General features: G+C 51.5%; 18 protein-coding genes. 8 read left to right on the top strand and 10 right to left on the bottom strand.

The window, feature by feature from the left end; genetic code table 11:
• Nucleotides 1-261: 261 nt before the first annotated feature.
• The 3 genes from mmsB to chvE all read right to left on the bottom strand — a co-directional run bounded on the left by mmsB (nucleotide 262) and on the right by chvE (nucleotide 4,066).
• Nucleotides 262-1,449, bottom strand: coding sequence for a multiple monosaccharide ABC transporter permease (gene mmsB, locus V9K95_RS16015; protein WP_307277596.1), 1,188 nt, complete (start codon nucleotides 1,447-1,449; stop codon nucleotides 262-264).
• 2 nt (nucleotides 1,450-1,451) lie between these two features.
• Entirely contained in the window at nucleotides 1,452-2,975 is a 1,524-nt protein-coding gene (mmsA, locus tag V9K95_RS16020) for a multiple monosaccharide ABC transporter ATP-binding protein (RefSeq protein ID WP_336441524.1), read from the bottom strand.
• 77 nt (nucleotides 2,976-3,052) lie between these two features.
• Nucleotides 3,053-4,066, bottom strand: coding sequence for a multiple monosaccharide ABC transporter substrate-binding protein (gene chvE / locus V9K95_RS16025; RefSeq protein WP_115055132.1), 1,014 nt, complete (start codon nucleotides 4,064-4,066; stop codon nucleotides 3,053-3,055).
• A gap of 345 nt (nucleotides 4,067-4,411) precedes the next feature.
• On the opposite strand from chvE, the gene araD1 reads away from it, so the two are divergent.
• Nucleotides 4,412-5,404: an AraD1 family protein gene (gene araD1 / locus V9K95_RS16030; protein WP_336441523.1), complete on the top strand. Its 993-nt coding sequence runs from the start codon at nucleotides 4,412-4,414 to the stop codon at nucleotides 5,402-5,404.
• Nucleotides 5,405-5,501: 97 nt separating this feature from the next.
• On the opposite strand, the gene V9K95_RS16035 is transcribed toward araD1, so the two are convergent.
• From V9K95_RS16035 to tam, 3 genes are all read right to left on the bottom strand, one after another.
• On the bottom strand, nucleotides 5,502-6,251 hold the full coding sequence (locus tag V9K95_RS16035) for a FadR/GntR family transcriptional regulator (protein ID WP_336441522.1): 750 nt from the start codon (nucleotides 6,249-6,251) through the stop codon (nucleotides 5,502-5,504).
• A 223-nt stretch (nucleotides 6,252-6,474) separates the two neighbouring features.
• Nucleotides 6,475-7,767, bottom strand: a complete 1,293-nt coding sequence (locus tag V9K95_RS16040) for a solute carrier family 23 protein (RefSeq protein ID WP_115055098.1) — start codon at nucleotides 7,765-7,767, stop codon at nucleotides 6,475-6,477.
• 28 nt (nucleotides 7,768-7,795) lie between these two features.
• Nucleotides 7,796-8,632, bottom strand: coding sequence for a trans-aconitate 2-methyltransferase (tam, locus tag V9K95_RS16045; protein WP_115055097.1), 837 nt, complete (start codon nucleotides 8,630-8,632; stop codon nucleotides 7,796-7,798).
• 35 nt (nucleotides 8,633-8,667) lie between these two features.
• Between tam and V9K95_RS16050 the strand changes: the two genes are divergently transcribed.
• From V9K95_RS16050 to V9K95_RS16065, 4 genes are all read left to right on the top strand, one after another.
• Entirely contained in the window at nucleotides 8,668-9,042 is a 375-nt protein-coding gene (locus V9K95_RS16050; RefSeq protein WP_307277582.1) for a YciI family protein, read from the top strand.
• The gene (locus V9K95_RS16055) at nucleotides 9,039-10,280 is read left to right on the top strand and encodes a sigma-70 family RNA polymerase sigma factor (protein WP_115055095.1); all 1,242 of its coding nucleotides are present in this window, start codon (nucleotides 9,039-9,041) and stop codon (nucleotides 10,278-10,280) included. The genes V9K95_RS16050 and V9K95_RS16055 overlap by 4 nt, the downstream gene beginning before the upstream one ends.
• Nucleotides 10,281-10,364: 84 nt before the next feature.
• Nucleotides 10,365-10,835 carry an SRPBCC family protein gene (locus V9K95_RS16060; RefSeq protein WP_336441521.1) on the top strand — a complete coding sequence of 157 codons (471 nt, stop codon included), beginning with the start codon at nucleotides 10,365-10,367 and terminating at the stop codon, nucleotides 10,833-10,835.
• A gap of 53 nt (nucleotides 10,836-10,888) precedes the next feature.
• The gene (locus V9K95_RS16065; protein ID WP_442958579.1) at nucleotides 10,889-11,311 is read left to right on the top strand and encodes a nuclear transport factor 2 family protein; all 423 of its coding nucleotides are present in this window, start codon (nucleotides 10,889-10,891) and stop codon (nucleotides 11,309-11,311) included.
• Nucleotides 11,312-11,314: 3 nt separating this feature from the next.
• On the opposite strand, the gene V9K95_RS16070 is transcribed toward V9K95_RS16065, so the two are convergent.
• Nucleotides 11,315-12,943 (bottom strand): MFS transporter, encoded by a 1,629-nt coding sequence (locus V9K95_RS16070; protein WP_115055130.1) that lies wholly within the window; start codon nucleotides 12,941-12,943, stop codon nucleotides 11,315-11,317.
• A gap of 702 nt (nucleotides 12,944-13,645) precedes the next feature.
• Entirely contained in the window at nucleotides 13,646-14,749 is a 1,104-nt protein-coding gene (locus V9K95_RS16080) for a (5-formylfuran-3-yl)methyl phosphate synthase (RefSeq protein WP_336441519.1), read from the bottom strand.
• A gap of 221 nt (nucleotides 14,750-14,970) precedes the next feature.
• Here V9K95_RS16080 and V9K95_RS16085 point away from each other — a divergent pair, with 221 nt between their 5' ends.
• The 3 genes from V9K95_RS16085 to V9K95_RS16095 all read left to right on the top strand — a co-directional run bounded on the left by V9K95_RS16085 (nucleotide 14,971) and on the right by V9K95_RS16095 (nucleotide 16,225).
• Nucleotides 14,971-15,324, top strand: a complete 354-nt coding sequence (locus tag V9K95_RS16085; RefSeq protein ID WP_336441518.1) for a DUF1428 domain-containing protein — start codon at nucleotides 14,971-14,973, stop codon at nucleotides 15,322-15,324.
• A 150-nt stretch (nucleotides 15,325-15,474) separates the two neighbouring features.
• Nucleotides 15,475-15,807: an ArsR/SmtB family transcription factor gene (locus V9K95_RS16090; RefSeq protein WP_115055129.1), complete on the top strand. Its 333-nt coding sequence runs from the start codon at nucleotides 15,475-15,477 to the stop codon at nucleotides 15,805-15,807.
• The gene (locus V9K95_RS16095; protein WP_115055090.1) at nucleotides 15,800-16,225 is read left to right on the top strand and encodes an SRPBCC family protein; all 426 of its coding nucleotides are present in this window, start codon (nucleotides 15,800-15,802) and stop codon (nucleotides 16,223-16,225) included. The genes V9K95_RS16090 and V9K95_RS16095 overlap by 8 nt, the downstream gene beginning before the upstream one ends.
• Nucleotides 16,226-16,435: 210 nt before the next feature.
• On the opposite strand, the gene V9K95_RS16100 is transcribed toward V9K95_RS16095, so the two are convergent.
• Nucleotides 16,436-17,029: a transglycosylase SLT domain-containing protein gene (locus V9K95_RS16100; RefSeq protein WP_440809795.1), complete on the bottom strand. Its 594-nt coding sequence runs from the start codon at nucleotides 17,027-17,029 to the stop codon at nucleotides 16,436-16,438.
• Nucleotides 17,030-17,195: 166 nt separating this feature from the next.
• Nucleotides 17,196-17,327 (bottom strand): hypothetical protein, encoded by a 132-nt coding sequence (locus tag V9K95_RS16105; protein WP_307277563.1) that lies wholly within the window; start codon nucleotides 17,325-17,327, stop codon nucleotides 17,196-17,198.
• Between the last annotated feature and the right edge of the window lie 226 nt (nucleotides 17,328-17,553).

Consider the following 17,553-nt stretch of genomic DNA (forward strand, 5'->3'; position numbering starts at 1 on the left):
GCATTCGGCAACCGCCAGCGGCGCCCCGCCCTCGTTGTGTCGGTATATAGACCCCACTCCACAAAACTGTCAACAACACTTTCTCAAAAAAATCCCCAAAATCTAACTTTTATAAAACAAATCCCAATCCCTGGGGATAACTCAACAAAATGTAGATTTTTCTTTCGTCGATTTACGATTTCTTCACAAAAAAACCGGGGCTGCCATCATGGCCAGCCCCGGTTTTTGAATGACGAGAGAACGAGCTGTCAGCTGAACGGCTCAAGCCTTGTTCTTATTGTAAACGTCAAAGACCACTGCAGCCAGAAGCACCAGCCCCTTGATCACCTGTTGCCAATCAATATTAACGCCCATAATCGACATGCCATTATTCATGACGCCCATGATGAAGGCGCCAATAACTGCGCCCATCACCTGACCGACGCCCCCCATTGCCGATGCGCCGCCAATAAACACAGCCGCAATGACGTCGAGCTCAAAGCCAAGACCGGCTTTCGGCGTTGCCGTGTTCAATCGCGCAGCGAAAATCAATCCAGCAAGCGCGGCCAATACACCCATGTTGACGAAGGTGAAGAAGGTTAGCCGCTCGGTCTTTATGCCAGAGAGCTTTGCCGCTTTTTCATTACCGCCCATGGCGTAAATACGTCGGCCAATTGTCATGCGCTTGGTCACGAAGACGAAAAGCGCAATCAGCAGTGACATGACGACGAGAACGTTGGGCAGCCCCTTATAAGAAGACAGCAGGTAAACAAGGAATAGAATAATACCGCCGATGATAAGGTTCTTGGCTACAAAGAGCGCAAAGGGCTCCCCGTGATAGCCATGCTTCTCGCGCTTTGCCCGGCCGCGGACACTTGAATAGATCATTAAGGCAACCAGAACGATACCGATCAGCATGGAAGTTACGTTGAAGCCGCCGACGCCAAAGAAGTCAGGAATGAAACCAGAGCTCAAAAGCTGGAACTGAGGCGGGAACGGGCCAACCGATTGTCCACCGAGCAACCAAAGGGCCAGCCCTTTGAAAACCAGCATGCCAGCCAGCGTGACAATAAAGGATGGTATTTTGTGGTAGGCGACCCAATAGCCCTGTGCCGCGCCGATTACACCACCCATTATGAGGCAGAGTATCGTTGCCGGCACATAGTGAATTTGCCATTTCACCATCATGACAGCAGCCAATCCGCCCACAAAGCCCGACACGGAACCGACAGACAGATCGATATGCCCGGCAACAATGACCAGAAGCATGCCGAGAGCCATGATAATAATGTAACTGTTCTGCAAAACGAGATTGGTGAGGTTCACCGGGCGGAACAGCGTGCCATTGGTGGTGAACTGAAAGAACAGCATGATCAGGATCAGCGCCGCAACCAGCCCGTATTCACGCAAATTGCCTTTTGTCGCCGAGCCGTCGGTCTGAATTTTTGCCGGTGCAGTTTCAATACTCATGATTATTTCCCTTCAGCGCGGATAATGGCGCGCATGATCTTTTCTTGGCTGGCTTCGCTGGCAGCCATTTCGCCAACGAGCTTGCCCTGATTCATAACGTAAATCCGGTCGCATATGCCGAGAAGTTCCGGCATTTCCGACGAGATCACCAAAACGCTTTTACCCATCGCCACAAGCTGATTGATGATCGAATAGATTTCATATTTGGCACCGACATCAATGCCACGCGTTGGCTCATCCAGAATCAATAAGTCCGGATTGGCAAAAAGCCACTTCGACAGAACGACCTTCTGCTGATTGCCGCCGGAAAGGTTTCCGGTTTTCTGATAGATGCTGGATGAACGGATATTGGTTTTGGTGCGATATTCATTCGCAACCTTCAATTCGGTCATATCATCTAGAACGCCATTACTGGAAACACCTTCCAGATTAACGATCGTGGTATTGTGCTTGATGTGATCAATCAGATTGAGGCCATAGGTCTTGCGGTCCTCCGTGACATAGGCAATGCCATTATCGATGGCCCGTCCAATGGTTGAAACATCGGCCTTCTTGCCCTTGATGAAAACTTCGCCGCTAATCTTGCTGCCATAGGCCTTGCCAAAGACACTCATGGCGAATTCAGTTCGTCCGGCCCCCATCAGCCCTGCGATGCCAACGACTTCGCCCTTGCGGACATTCATGCCGATCCCGTTGACCACGGTGCGGTCGCTATGGAGATGATGGTGGACCACCCAGTCCTTCACCTCGAAGACAACTTCGCCAATATTTGGCACACGCTGCGGATAGCGGTCTGCCAATTGGCGGCCGACCATCAAAGTTACGATCTTGTCTTCGGAAATATCCTGCTTATCCAGCGTCTCGATGGTTGCACCATCGCGCAAGACTGTAATGCGATCCGCGACTTTACCGACTTCATTGAGCTTGTGGGAGATTAGGATCGACGAGATACCCTGCGCCTTGAATTCCAGCAGCAATTCAAGCAAGGCATCGCTATCCTTTTCATTAAGACTGGCTGTGGGCTCGTCAAGAATGAGAAGTTCAACTTCCTTGGATAAGGCTTTGGCAATTTCCACCAATTGCTGCTTGCCCACACCCAGATTGGTCACGAGCGTCAGCGGGTCTTCTTTCAAGCCAACCTTGGCAAGCAATTCGCGCGTGCGGGTTTCCGCTACGTGCCAATCAATAATGCCAAACTTTGCAGGTTCATTACCAAGAAAGATGTTTTCAGCAATTGACAGCAGCGGCACCAAAGCCAGCTCCTGATGTATAATAATAATGCCTTTTTTCTCACTTTCGCTAATATCGCGGAAGCGTTGCTCCTCGCCCTTGTAGAAAATTTCTCCCTCATAACTGCCATGCGGATAAACTCCGCTTAGCACCTTCATCAGGGTTGACTTTCCGGCTCCGTTCTCGCCCACCAGAGCGTGAATTTCACCTTTGCGAACATTAAGATTGACATTATTCAGCGCTTTGACACCAGGAAAGGTCTTGGTGATATTGCGCATTTCGAGGATTGTATCCATCGAGATCCTCATCGACGTCACTGCAATAGGAAAAGAACCCTGCATCGCAAGATGCAGGGTTCATGCGATCTGTCAGCTTATTTCAGCTGATCTTCGGTGTAGTAGCCACCACCAATCAGAATCTCTTTCCAGTTGGTCTTGTCGACTTCAACAGGCTTGAGAAGATAGGCTGGAACAACTTTCACACCATTATTATAGGTCTTTGTGTCGTTGATTTCCGGCTCTTCGCCTTTCAGCACCTTGTCGATAAGGTTGGCCGTAACCTTGGCTAGTTCGCGTGTATCCTTGTAGACCGTTGAATACTGCTCGCCTGCGATAATGGATTTGACGGAAGGCACTTCAGCATCCTGTCCGGAAACGAACGGGAATGGCTGATCTTTCGTGCCATAGCCTACGCCACGTAGCGACGAGAGGATGCCAATGGACAGACCATCATATGGCGACAGCACTGCGTCCACCTTCTTGTCTGTATAGTAGGCTGAAAGGAGATTATCCATGCGGGCTTGAGCAACAGCTCCGTCCCAGCGCAGTGTTCCGACCTTATCCATGCCTGTCTGGCCGGACTGGACAACAAGTTTGCCGCTATCGATCAAAGGCTGAAGCACCGACATTGCGCCATCATAGAAGAAAAAGGCGTTATTGTCGTCTGGTGAGCCGCCGAATAGCTCGATGTTGAACGGGCCCTTCGCATCAGGAAGTCCAAGCGCCTTGACCAGCGAACTCGCCTGTAGAACGCCAACCTGGAAGTTGTCGAATGTTGTATAATAGTCAACATTACCGGAATCACGGATGAGGCGATCATAGGCGATAACCTTGATACCGGCATCATGTGCCTGCTGCAACACATTCGAAAGCGTGGTGCCGTCGATGGCACCAATCACAAGAACCTTGACGCCCTTGGTGACCATATTCTCGATCTGGGCCAGCTGGTTGGGAATGTCATCTTCCGCATATTGCAGATCGGTACCATAGCCACGTTCTTTCAACGCCTTGACCATGTTATCGCCGTCAGCAATCCAGCGGGCGGAGGCTTTGGTAGGCATGGAAATGCCAACGGTGCCTTTGTCTTGTGCAAAAGTTTGCGTGCTCATCGCGCCCAGCGCGATCAGTCCCGCAGCAACCAAATTAAGTATTTTCACGTCTATCCTCCCAATTTCCAATCAAATTACGCGCTTTTGTTGACCGCAGCCAGCTTTGCCAAGATTGAACCAGTCCTCCCAAGGCAGGGCCCGTCTGCACATTTATCTGAAAAGTATGACTTTTGGAATAGGCCTTCTTTCACGATTGTGAAATTCCGCTGCACAAACATTTTCAGTTGCGCATCAGGCTACCCAACGCTGGCTTAATGCCATATAATCCTATTATAATATTTTTTGGAAGACATATCCGTCGATCCCCTTATATAAATATTTGCAAATGAACACCGGGAGGAAATTGTGAATCTGGTTCAACTACTCAATACCAAGGGCAAGCGTCAGGTTGCTACACGTATCGGCGAAGAGTTTCGTCTGGTAAAACGGACCCGTTCTGTATTGGAACTGGCCCATGCGGCAATCGAAGCCGGGACTGGTATTGCTGCAATTATTGAAATTCGCGGACTTGGAAAGACCGTCGATATCGCTGCTGCCTATAGTGAAGGCAGACTGCTGCCGCCCATCGATACCCATGATCCAGCTCATATCCATCTGACAGGAACCGGGCTGACACATCTTGGATCTGCTGCAACTCGCGATGCCATGCACCGCAAGATTGGCGATGCCAAAGAAGAAACACTCACCGATTCTATGAAAATGTTCCGTATGGGTCTTGAAGACGGCAAACCCAAAAAGGGAAAGACCGGAGTTCAACCGGAATGGTTCTACAAAGGCAACGGATCAATGCTGACTGGCCCAGGCCAAGCCCTGCTTTCTCCAGCTTTTGCCGATGATGCAGGGGAAGAACCGGAAATCGCTGGCATTTACGTGATAGGCCCGGATGGATCACCTTTCCGGCTGGGCTTCGCGCTGGCCAACGAATTCTCCGATCATGTCATGGAGCGCGTAAACTATCTTTATCTTGCTCATTCCAAGCTTCGCCCCTGCTCGATCGGCCCAGAATTGATCCTTGGCGATTTGCCAGCAGATATTCGCGGCACATCCCGCATTACGCGAAAAAACAAGACTATATGGGAAAAGCCATTTCTTTCCGGCGAAGATAACATGTCCCATACGATTGAAAATCTGGAATATCATCACTTCAAATATTCGGTTTTCCGCCAGCCAGGTGACATTCATATTCACATGTTTGGAACAGCAACATTGTCATTTGCGGATGGTATAAAGCCCGAGAATGGCGACGTATTCGAAATCGAGGCACCAGCTTTCGGCCTTCCCTTGCGCAACCCGCTCAAGGTGGAAAAGCCTTCCAAAGTGAAGATCACAGCACTTTAAGTATCTTCTATATGACCAAAGCGTGTTCTTCCGTTATCGGTATTGACGGAAGAACAGCCTCGACATGTGATAATACCGGCTGGTTATAGTGCGAGTTCTATGACGATGCGCGCCCTGCGACCAGGACACGCTCGGCGCCTTCGGCAATGACAACGCGCATCGCAGCCTTGGCAGCCTCCACATCTCCGTCACGAATTGCCGCAGCAATTGCTGCATGGCGGGCTACTGAACGGATATGACTTTCTGAATTAGGAATCGGCGAGCTGATGGTAAATGTCGTCACCAGAGCTACCTCTATCAGTGCACTGATAGAGCGCATGAAGGGATTCCCGGAAGCCTCTGCAACGGCAATATGGAACTGCAAATCGCTGTAGACAAAGTCCGTTGCGGACTCTTTTGCCTCTCCCATCCGCTCGACCCAGCGAAACAATGTTTCCAATTGTTTGTCCGTACGTCGCAATGCTGCAAGACCCGCCGCCTCAGGCTCCAATGCCAGACGCATCTCGACAATACTCGCCAGAAAATCGGCTGTTGCGCCGGCTTCGAAATGCCAAACCAATATATCAGGATCGAACAGGTTCCAATGCGATCGTTCCAAGACCCTTGTGCCGATCTTGGCTTTCGGTTGGATCAGACCTTTCGCCGCCAGCGTTTTCAGCGCTTCGCGCAAAACGGTTCGCGATACTCCAAAACGTTGCAGAAGTTCGGTATCTCCTGGAAGTATGCTCTTTTCAGGATAGGCGCCGCTGATGATCTTCAGACCAAGATCACGCATAACATGACCATGATGCGTTCGCGACTGGCCCGTCGTGCGAAAGTCGTAATCGGTGAGTTCCCTGCCTGCCAAGTGCTTGCCTGTAAATTCATGGGGTGACTTTACACAGGAGATTGCAAAACATGCCACGCAACGGTTTCTGAACCGTGCAGCCTCTGCCTCCCTCTCTCCCTGATACCTATTTATAATATTATAATATCATTCACAATCGGCAATATTGCTATTCCGCAGGTCCCCTCCTCCTATGGAGCGAGAACAGCGCGAATAGAGCACATTCGCGCTGTTCGCCGGTCAATTAATGCGGAAAAAATGCAAACCGGATCACGAATAAAGCCGCCACAAGCAATGTTGCCAAATGAATATCTCTGAATTTTCCGGTTACCGCCTTCAAAATTACATAGCTGATGAACCCGAAAGCAAGACCGTTTGCAATTGAATAAGTGAACGGCATTACCAATGCAGTCAATGCAGCTGGCGTGGCCTCCGTAATGTCATCCCATTCGATTTCCACCAGTTCATGCATCATCAGACCCGCGACATAAAGCAATGCAGGCGCGGTCGCATAGCTGGGAACCGACGCAGCCAATGGCGCTATGAACAAAGCTGCAAGAAACAACAGCGCAACAACCAGAGCCGTCAAACCAGTGCGTCCGCCTGCCTGCACTCCTGATGCACTTTCAACATAGGCCGTGGTGCTGCTGGTTCCTAGAACCGACCCGGCTACAATGGCGGTGCTGTCGGCAAAAAGCGCACGGCCCAAGCGATTGGGCTTACCTTCCTCGATAAGGCCCGCACGTTTGCTGACACCGATGAGGGTGCCGGTGGCATCAAATACCTCAACCAGTACAAACACCAGAATGACTTGCAGAAAACCGGTATGCAACGCTCCCACTATATCGAGCTGAAAGAATGTTGGGGCCAAGCTTGGAGGCATTGAAAAGACGCCTTTGAACTCGCTGACACCAAGAACCATCGACAGCACAGTCACAACAAGTATTCCAATGAGAATCGCGCCGCGAATCTTGAGTGCATCGAGAGCTGCAATGACAAAGAAACCCAATATAGCAAGCAGAACGCCGGTATCGCCAAGATTTCCAAGCCCAACCAGCGTCGCGGGATTGTCCACGACAATGCCCGACGTCTTCAATGCGATCAGCGCAAGGAACAGACCAATACCGGCGGCGATAGCGCTGCGAATGGATTTTGGGATGCCTGAAACAAGCCAGCTTCGGATACCCGTCACTGTCAGCAGCAGAAAAATACAACCTGAAATGAAGACTGCGCCGAGCGCTTGCTGCCAGGTAAAACCAAGTGCCGCAACCACTGTAAAGGCAAAGAACGCGTTCAATCCCATGCCGGGCGCCATGCCGATTGGCCAATTGGCGACAAGGGCCATGATGGCCGAACCCAGCGCCGCTGCGAGACATGTCGCAACAAAGACAGCATTGCGGTCCATACCAGTCGAAGACAAGATGTCTGGATTGACAAATATAATGTACGACATGGTCAGGAATGTTGTCAGGCCCGCCAAAACCTCCGTCCTTACGGATGTCTGGTGGTCGCTAAGCTTGAAAAGCTTTTCGAACATGATGGTCCCCCTAAGCTAATACCAATATTCAGATTGTTGCTATGATGAACAGACGCGGAAATGGCAAGAGCACAATGCCATTGTCCATTGGCTTATATGATTGAGCGAGTAATTCCTGATATTTTTCAATAAATTGCGGCTTCTGTTCTTCGCTCAACGCAGCAAGATACGGCCTTAACGCGGAGCCCAGAAACCACTGAACAATACCCTCGAGCCCTTTTAGCGGATGATGGTAGATGGTGCGCCAGATATCCACACGCCGAGCGTGAGGTTTAAGTAAATCATAGTAAAATGAAGCATCGCCTAAACTGCTTCTGGCTGCATTGGCTCCGGAAAGCTTTTCGGCCCAACGTTTGTCGGCTGCAACCTCCCGCATGGCAATATGGGTCGGCTGCTCCAGATTGTCCGGCATCTGCACTGCCAAGGAACCATTAATATTAAGAAACTGCGTGAGTTGCGGAAACAGTGTGTCGTGCCCAGACAGCCATTGCATTGAAGCATTGGCGTAAAGGAGGTCAGCTTTCTTTTCCGGACGCCAAGTATCGAGATTCCCCTGTTCAAACCTGCAATTCGGCACTCTTTCACGAGCCTGCGCAATCATCTCTGCAGATGAGTCTATTCCCAGAATCTCTGCTGAGATATAGCGTTTGAGCAAGAGTTCTGTAGAATTTCCCGGGCCGCAGCCGAGATCTACTGCAAATTCTACTTCCGCCGTCGGCACCGCCGATAAAAGATCGTTGGCTGGGCGCGTGCGCTCGTCCTCGAACTTCAGATATTGTTCCGGTGACCAACCTGTTTTTCTCACGATGATACCTTTCAGATACGAATCGCAATAAATTTTTGACCCGTTGTCGGCATAAGTCATACTGGTTCGTCATCCTATGAAGAAGAGGAAATAAAATGCTCTACGCCATTCTTTGCTACAATTCCGAAGACATCGTTGGCGCCTGGTCCAAAGACGAGGACGATGCTGTCATGGCGCGGCTCGCAATTGTTCAGGAACGACTGACCAAGGAAGGAAAGCTCGGTCCGGTAGCACGGCTGCTGCCGACGACAGCTGCAACAACCTTACGCAAGAGCGGCAATGATCCCGTCATTATTGATGGTCCCTTTGCCGAAACCAAGGAACAGTTCCTCGGCTTCTATGTCGTCGATTGCGCCTCTTTGGACGAAGCACTTGATATTGCCAAGGAACTTTCGATCGCTAATCCCGGAACGGGATCCTACGAAATTCGGCCTATTTCAATATTCAGACCCGGACAAACCAAACCATGACAGATGCACGTTGGATCGATGCGGCACTTATAGCGGCCCGCCCGCAGGCTGTAGGCGCGCTGCTGCGTTACTTTCGCAATCTTGATGTAGCGGAAGAAGCGTTTCAGGAGGCCTGCGTCAAAGCGCTGAAAAACTGGACCAAGAACGGTCCGCCACGCGATCCAACGGCCTGGCTGATTTTCGTCGGGCGCAACAGCGCAATTGACGTGGTCCGCCGTCAGGCAAAGCAGCAGCCATTGCCGCCTGAAGAAGTGCTGTCTGATCTGGAGGATAATGAAACGACGATTGCAGAGAACATCGACGGAGCGGATTATCGTGATGATATCCTTCGTCTTTTGTTCATCTGCTGCCATCCTGACCTTCCGGCAACGCAACAAATTCCATTGGCGTTGAGAATCGTTTCGGGCCTTTCGGTAAAACAAATTGCCAAAGCCTTTCTGGTCGGCGAAAGCGCCATGGAACAGCGCATAACACGTGCAAAAAGCCGGATTGGCGCAGGCGAAATTCCGTTTGAAACGCCCGATCCCATCGAACGTGCTGAGCGGCTAGCGGCGGTCGCGGCAATGATCTATCTGATTTTCAACGAAGGATATTCCGCTGCCGCCAGCGAACAAAAAGCCCGAATTCCGCTGTGCGACGAAGCAATCCGTCTGGTCAGGCTTCTATTGCGCATGTATCCGACCGAACCCGAAATAATGGGCCTGGCGGCATTATTGTTACTACAGAATGCGCGATCGGCTGCACGTTTCGATACAAATGGCGAAGTCATTCTTTTGGAGGAACAGGACCGCAAACTCTGGAACCGTGAAATGATCAATGAGGGCCTGGCCCTGATCGATAAAGCGATGCGGCACAGGCAGCCTGGTCCCTACCAAATTCAGTCGGCAATAGCAGCGCTGCATGCCCGCGCGCCCACCGCAGAAGAGACTGATTGGAACGAAATTGACGTGCTTTATGGCGCGCTGGAGCGCATGATGCCCTCACCTGTGATCACGCTTAACCGCGCAGTTGCCGTCGCCAAAGTGCGCGGGCCCGCAGCAGCACTGACGCTCATCGAACCATTGGAAGAGCGGCTCTCAGGTTATTTTCACTATTTCGGGGTCAAGGGCGGATTGCTGATGAAAATCGGCCGGAATGGAGAAGCGCGCGAAGCATTCAACCGCGCAATCGCTCTTGCCAATACTGCCGCTGAAGCAGCCCATATCCGCACCCACCTTGATAGTCTCTCAAAAAAATAAACGTCAATTTTTTTCGCGGTAAATGTCGGATTTCACGCGTGCCGTTCGTCCTTAGTTTAGACCATCGAAACAAGGAGAACTGCAATGGATACAATGGCAAATACAGATCGTGATCTGGTTCTGACACGCCTCATCAACGCCCCTAGGGAAAAGATTTTTAAAGCCTGGACCAATGCGGAATTATTGAAACAATGGTTCGCGCCACTGCCCTATACAACACCGCATGCGGAACTGGATGTGCGGGTTGGCGGATCCAACTTCATCACCATGCGCGGACCGGACGGGAATGAATTCCCCAATCGAGGTGTGTATCTTGAAGTCATTGAGAATGAGCGGATTGTGGTCACTGATGCTTTCACCAGTGCTTGGGTTCCATCAGAAAAACCTTTCATGACACTGATTCTTACTTTCGAGGAGCAGGAAGGCAAAACGAAATACACGGCGCTTGTCCGTCACTGGTCCGTGGCTGATCGCGAAGCACATGAGAAGATGGGATTTCATGAAGGTTGGGGTCAATGCACCGATCAACTTGAGGCGCTCGTCGCAAAACTTTGAAACTCGCTTCACACTCCGCAATTAACACTGGAAGGGAAGTAAAAGTGACAAGTATTAATCAAAATACCGCCATTGAGGACACCCTCAAGAACTGGTCGGATGCAATTTCCACCAAGAATGCGCAGAGCACGCTTTCTTATCTGACGGAAGACATTGTCGAGTTCAGTCTTGCCCCACCATTACAGTATCGTGGCAAGGATGCCGAAGGCATTCAAAGCTGGTTCGATAGCTGGACCGGGCCTATCGGAAATGAGTCGCGGGAGTTGGATATTACGGCAAGCGACGACGTTGCTTTTGCGCGCTGTCTGGTCAGAATGACCGGCACGAAAACCACGGGTGATAAGGCCGACCTGTGGTTTCGGCAGACGCTGGGTCTAATCAAACAGGGCGGCATCTGGAAAATCGCTCATGTGCATGCTTCCGTTCCATTTTATATGGATGGAAGCTTTCGAGCAGCAATAGACTTAAAGCCTTGATAATCAAGACATATCTATGGGCATTTTATGAGCGGCAATATCGTGAGGCAGCGTCGTCTGCCGCTCGATCATGCGGTGGACACGCGGCTCAGTATCGCCCTTGTGAAGGGCTCTGATCCGCGTTCCGACAATGGCATCGGCCTTTGTGCGGCGTTGATTATGGCGCACATATTCCACCCAGGTCGGCGTATGGTAGCTTTCCGTCCAAATCTCCGGGTTCTCCAGATCGCGCATCAGGGCCCAATGGCCTGCACCATCGCGAATTCGGATGCGCCGCCGCGCCGCCATTACCTGAAGAAATTCGTTCACGTCCTCTTCCTTGATGACATAATCAATCATGATAACAATGGGCCCGCTGCGCGGTTTAAGATCAAGCGCCAGCAATGGTTCACTGAAATGATTGAGCGGATCCAGATTGAGTGTTTTGAATTCCGGCAAAGCATAACGAAGACCAATCGCGCCGCCTATAAGCATTACCACGCTCGATGCAAGCAACGCCATTTCCGCACCATGTTCTGCAGCGGCCTGACCCCATATCCAGCTTCCTCCGGCTATGCCACCAAAAGTTGTCGTTTGGTAGAGCGACAGCGCCCTGCCCACAACCCAGCGTGGTGTCGATAGCTGTACGGTGACGTTGAACAGCGACAGGGCCAGCACCCAACACGCGCCGGATACAAGAAGCGCAGCACTGGTCAGCCAGGTATTGGTGCTGACAGCAGTTACGACAGCACTAAGCGCGAACCCGATAAACGCTGATTTTACAATGGCTTCACTTGACATGAACTCCCGCAGCCGGGCACTCAAAAGCGCACCGCCAATGGCACCTATGCCAAAGGCGCCAAGCAGGATGCCATAAACCAGCGGGCCACCTTTCACCAGATCGCGTGCAACCAATGGCAGCAAAGCGAGAACGGCACTGGCAGAAAGCCCAAAAACAAAACTGCGGAATATGACTTTTGCAATGTTCGGAGACATCGCAACATAACGCAAACCTGCAGAAATGGCTCTCCCGAGAGTTTCTCTCGGCAAAGGATTAGCATCATATTTTGGTTGCCAGCGAAACAAGGCAAGTATCAAGGGCAAATAACTGAGAGTATTGACTGCAAATGCAGCTGCGGCTCCCGCGAAAGCAACAATAGCGCCACCAATAGCGGGGCCGACACTGCGCGTTATATTAAAGCCCATACTGTTGAGCGCCACAGCGCCCGGAAGGTCATCGCGCGGAACCATGTCGCCCACAGAGGCTTGCCATGACGGGTTGTTCAATGCCGTCCCGCATCCCAGCAGGAAGGTAAAGGCGAGAAGCAACCAAGGCGTAATGAGCCCGAAATAGGCAAATGCCGACAAAGAAACGGACACAGCCAACATAAAACTTTGCGCCACAAGCATCACCCGGCGGCGATTGAAATTATCCGCGAGCGCACCAGACACCAATGAAAACAACATGATAGGCAATGCGGTCGAGGCCTGAACCAAGGCCACCATGCCCACAGAACTGGAAATGGTCGTCATCATCCAGGCTGCACCAACGGACTGGATCAAAGATCCAAAATTCGAGGATAGACTTGCAATCCAGATGTTACGGAACGTGTCGTTTTTGAACGGCGCCAAGGGCGATTTTCGGTCTGTCACCGCATCAACTTTCTTGTTCGGGCAAGGTTGTTTCGGGCTCACATCTTACAGGCAATAATTCCGGCAATGCCAGTCACGGACGGCATTTATCGCAACGAAACATGCGCTTCGCACAACTTTAGACAACTAAAATGCACTTAAAAGTTGGATTTTTTCGGGAAAATTTGGCGATTCTTCGGGAAGTTTTCCGCAAATGTGCAGCGAGGTTGTGCGATTTTCAGCGCAGCGTGTTTATAAAGCCTGTTTCTAGCCTCCAAATATTGCCGATTTCTGGAAATCCGGTCGAAATTAATTGAACGATCGTTTCTTTAGTTTCGACCCGGGAATTTTGTGTTCTGTCGCGCAGCTAATTTCAATCTCGGCTGGTGGAATGACAGGTCTTCAATCTTGCCTTTCAGACATCATATTTTACGTAGGTATAACGCGGGTCATCCTGCGGCGTTCCCTCTAGCGGGCCCCCTTCTTTGCCGGGCTGCCACTGCACAACCTTCTCGATCATTGCGCCGAGCACGAAATCCTTATCGCTGATGCCCGGGAACCAATAGTGCGTGGTTCGACAAGCTCACCATGAGTAATGTGGATTGATTGCAGTTCATCGCAGTATTGCAGGAAGGTTTCCGCAAACAACAACCTCCCTCATGGTCAGCTCCTGAGCGTGTCAAAGGACGAACCACGCACCAAAAACCGCACGGCCAGACAAACCTAGTGAAAAGCGCCCCAGCCTCCGGTTTCACCGCGGCGGCGCTCAATCTCAACTCCGACGCCGCCCGGCCCCAATTCCAGCTTCTCGGCCCTGACCACAACTTTCAGCACACGCGGATTTTCCAGAATGAAAGCCGCAATCTGCTCGGCCAATGTTTCAGACAGCTCGACATGGCCCCGGGCGATAATGGCTCTTATGCCGTCCATGATGAGATCATAGGAAACAACATGACGCAATTGTTCTGCATTGCGGGCAACGCGAACAACTTCGGCAGTAACATCGAAGCGCATCTTCTGGGTCTTGCCATGCTCGAAACTATAGGCACCGATCTCGACCGGCAAAACAAAATCGCGCACGAAAATCTTGTCCGTACCCAACCCTGGTTCGCTGCCGTCCGCCAATGGTGCAACGGTCCGCACTGCGCCTTTCGGAATCAGCCCTCTTATCTTTGCTGCCGCAGGACCATCCATTGGCGCCGCCCAATAAAGGTCATTGCGCAATGCGGCGCAAAAACCAAGCATATCTGGCCTGTAGGAAAGCAGCCGTGGAATATCGGGCGCTTCGAGCGAACCGGCGGCACCCGCCAGCAAGCCTTTCGACTGAACGAGCTTGAAGAACTGACCGATCTGGTCAGGCGACAAATGGTTGAGCAAGCGTTCGCCAAGCGTGTTTTCCGTGTCAATCATGGCGGCGTGAAAACCGGCCGCAACCAGGTCATCTAAAAATGATTTGGGATATCGGCTCTGTTCTTCAGCAAACATGACGGCGACAAGCTTCACTTTGGAGGTGAACGGCTTGATCGCCTCGATCACTGCCAGCAGGTTCTCGCCCGGACGCAAGCCCACCCGTATATATTCCACACCCGCAGCGACAAACTCTCCAACCTTGCGGCGCATCACATCCGCCTGCATCGGCAAATGGCTGGCATCGGCACAAACGGGCCTGCGGCCAGCCACGAAATTGATGATTTCCGGCAAAGGCCCGGATTCGACCGAGCCTGACATGGCTATGGCCGGACCGCCGACATCAATAATGTCCGCACCATTTTCGAAGACGATTTCCGCCTCAGGCAGATTCTGTACGCTGGCAAGCAGTTTTGTCATTCCTGAGCGAACCCATGTTGGATGAAGCGGCAAATAAAGATGATATAGCTCGTAACGATCGCCCGCCCAACATGTTGGCACAGTTATTCCGATATTTCTGCTCAACCCACGACACGTTCGGGCACATATTGCTCAAACCTCGCCGGCAAAAACTTAACAGCGATGTAGGATTTGGATTTCCTCAAACGTCCTTTGGGAGTGAACCATGAGAGGAAATCAAAATGACCTATGTTGATGGCTTTATACTTGCAGTTCCGAAGGACAAGATCGACGCTTATAGGGCGCTTGCCCAACTGGGAGGCGAGGTTTGGATGGAGCATGGCGCGCTAAGCTATGTTGAATGCACGGGCGATGATGTGCCCTATGGCGAACTGACGTCGTTTCCCCGCTCCGTACAGGCAAAGGACGACGAGATCGTGATTTTTTCGTGGATCACCTACGAATCCCGTGAGCAACGCGACAAGATAAACAAGCTGGTCATGGACGACCCGCGACTATCAAAGCAGATGGACCAAATGCCATTTGACGGAAAGCGCATGATCTATGGCGGGTTCAACGTCCTGCTGCAAATGTAGAGCCCTCGCCCATAGGCAGCAGAATCAACGGGACACTGTTTCCGGTTTTTCTGTGCGAAACCGGACATTCAGATTGCACGGGAAATAACATTCACCCATATGGTTGACTAATATGCGCAGATGCGATATTCAACCATATGGATGAATGAAATGGACGACGATGCCCTGTCACGAATTCTGAAGGCCGCTGGCGATACGACACGGCGACAGATTTTGACGCTCCTTGTTCAGGAGGGTGCGTTGAGGGTGACCTCGCTTGCTGCCCATTTCGACATGTCCCTGAATTCCGTTTCCAAACACATCAAGGTGCTGGAGGAAGCAGGACTTGTCACCCGGCAGACTTCGGGCCGCGAACACTTTATCGCTGCCGAGCTTGCCCCGCTCAGACTTACCGAAGATTGGTTCGGTCAGTTGAAGTCGATTTGGGAATTGCGCCTGACAGCGCTTGAGAACATGCTTTTGGAGGATGACGAAAATGAGTGAGCTAGAACTGACGATCAACCGCACAATCGCTGCACCACGCGAGAAGGTTTTCAATGCCTGGATCAGCCCCAACGCCATGGCAAAATTTATGCGCCCGCCGGGTTGCATCGCGGACTCCAAGGTGAAGAATGACCCGACCAAGGGCGGCCGCTTCGAAATCATCATGGTGACGAGCGAACGGGAAATCCCGCATTATGGGACTTATCTTGAAATCGATCCGCATTCGCGGCTCTCTTTCACATGGGGTTCTCCGCACTCACTCGATGACAGCGTGGTCACGATTGATTTTGTAGAAGCGGGTCAGGGCAAGACGGATGTTACCCTGCGGCATGTGAAATTCCGCAATGAAGAATCGCGCGATGGCCATAACAAAGGCTGGACAGCAATCCTTGATTCCATGGATGAGGCTCTCGCCTGAAGGGCGTGGCAACAGCGTTATGCGTGGTTCGACGAAGCTCACAGTGAGGAAGGTTAACGTGCTGCAATAACAGTTGCCAGCGTTGCAAATCCTGACTCCCCTGCAATCGCCAGCTTTCCTCATGGTGAGCCTCGTCGAACCACGCAAGATATTGGTGCGGCAAACTGAAACTCGAGCAGAATTCGCGCCGACAATGACACTCCAACAGAGTTATTGATTGCAGTTTCGCATTTGCGCGGCGTAATCCTCGGCCATTTTGGTGGTGGCGCGGGCGACCTGCTGCATGCTGGCATTGCTTTTCCACTCACCGCGTGAAAAAGCGCCGTGACCGAAATAATAGGCCAGATAGAGATGATAGGCATCATTCAACTCGATGCCGTTCGTCTTGTTGCTCTTGGAGTGATACCAGCCAACGAAATGGACCGCATCGGCAAACTTGCTGCGGCTTGCGCCATAGCGCCCGGTTTCACGCTGATATTGTTTCCACGTTCCATCCAGCGCTTGCGAAAAACCATAGGCGGAGGATGGCCGCTTCCACGGAATGAAGCCAAGCAGTTTTGTACGCGGCGGCTTTACACGGGGACTGAAACCGGATTCCTTGCGGATGGTCGCCATGAGAATTGGCACTGGTACGCCATATTCGCGTTCGGTCTGTTTGGCAGCAACATACCAATTATCAAACCAACCATCGCGTTGCTCAAAAACAGCGCAGACATTATTAATCCGGCTGGGCGCAGATGCGCACCCGCCCAGAGCCAGAATGACGGCGATTACTGCCATTTTCAGAGACAATTTTCGTAACATTGTTCCTGATATAGACAGGAAAAGTTAATAGTTTTTTGCCATGCGATTCGCCGGTTTTCAACAATTGTTGCGGCGAGTCATCCTCCGCAGCCTCTACCCTGCGGAGATGCGGCCCCGGTACTCGGCCAGAGGATTGGACTGAACATGGCGTTTACGTCAGCAATTGCTATCGAGCCGAGTTGCCGGCGGGCACATCGGCAACGCCCTTGTTCATTTCGTCGAGAATATTAGGATTTCCGTAATACCTCTGCCAACCGGCTACCCGTGTCGCCACGTCTGCTACAGTTTTCTTGTGCACTTTTACAGGCCTCGAATGAACGCGTGAAACCTTTGCCCTGCAGGGTCAATTGTTGCTTCGCAGGCGTCAGCAAGAATAACTGCCTAATATTTAGCCATCATCAGATATAAGCTTACGCATTGTGCATATTATTTAATATATGTCGGCATAATAACGGAATATGGCGCTGCTTGGCACTTTTTGTCCCAATCTGCGCCAAGGGAAGCCATCGTGAAAAAAAGCGGCA

Source organism: Phyllobacterium sp. CCNWLW183 (assembly GCF_037203775.1).
Lineage (GTDB): Bacteria > Pseudomonadota > Alphaproteobacteria > Rhizobiales > Rhizobiaceae > Phyllobacterium > Phyllobacterium ifriqiyense.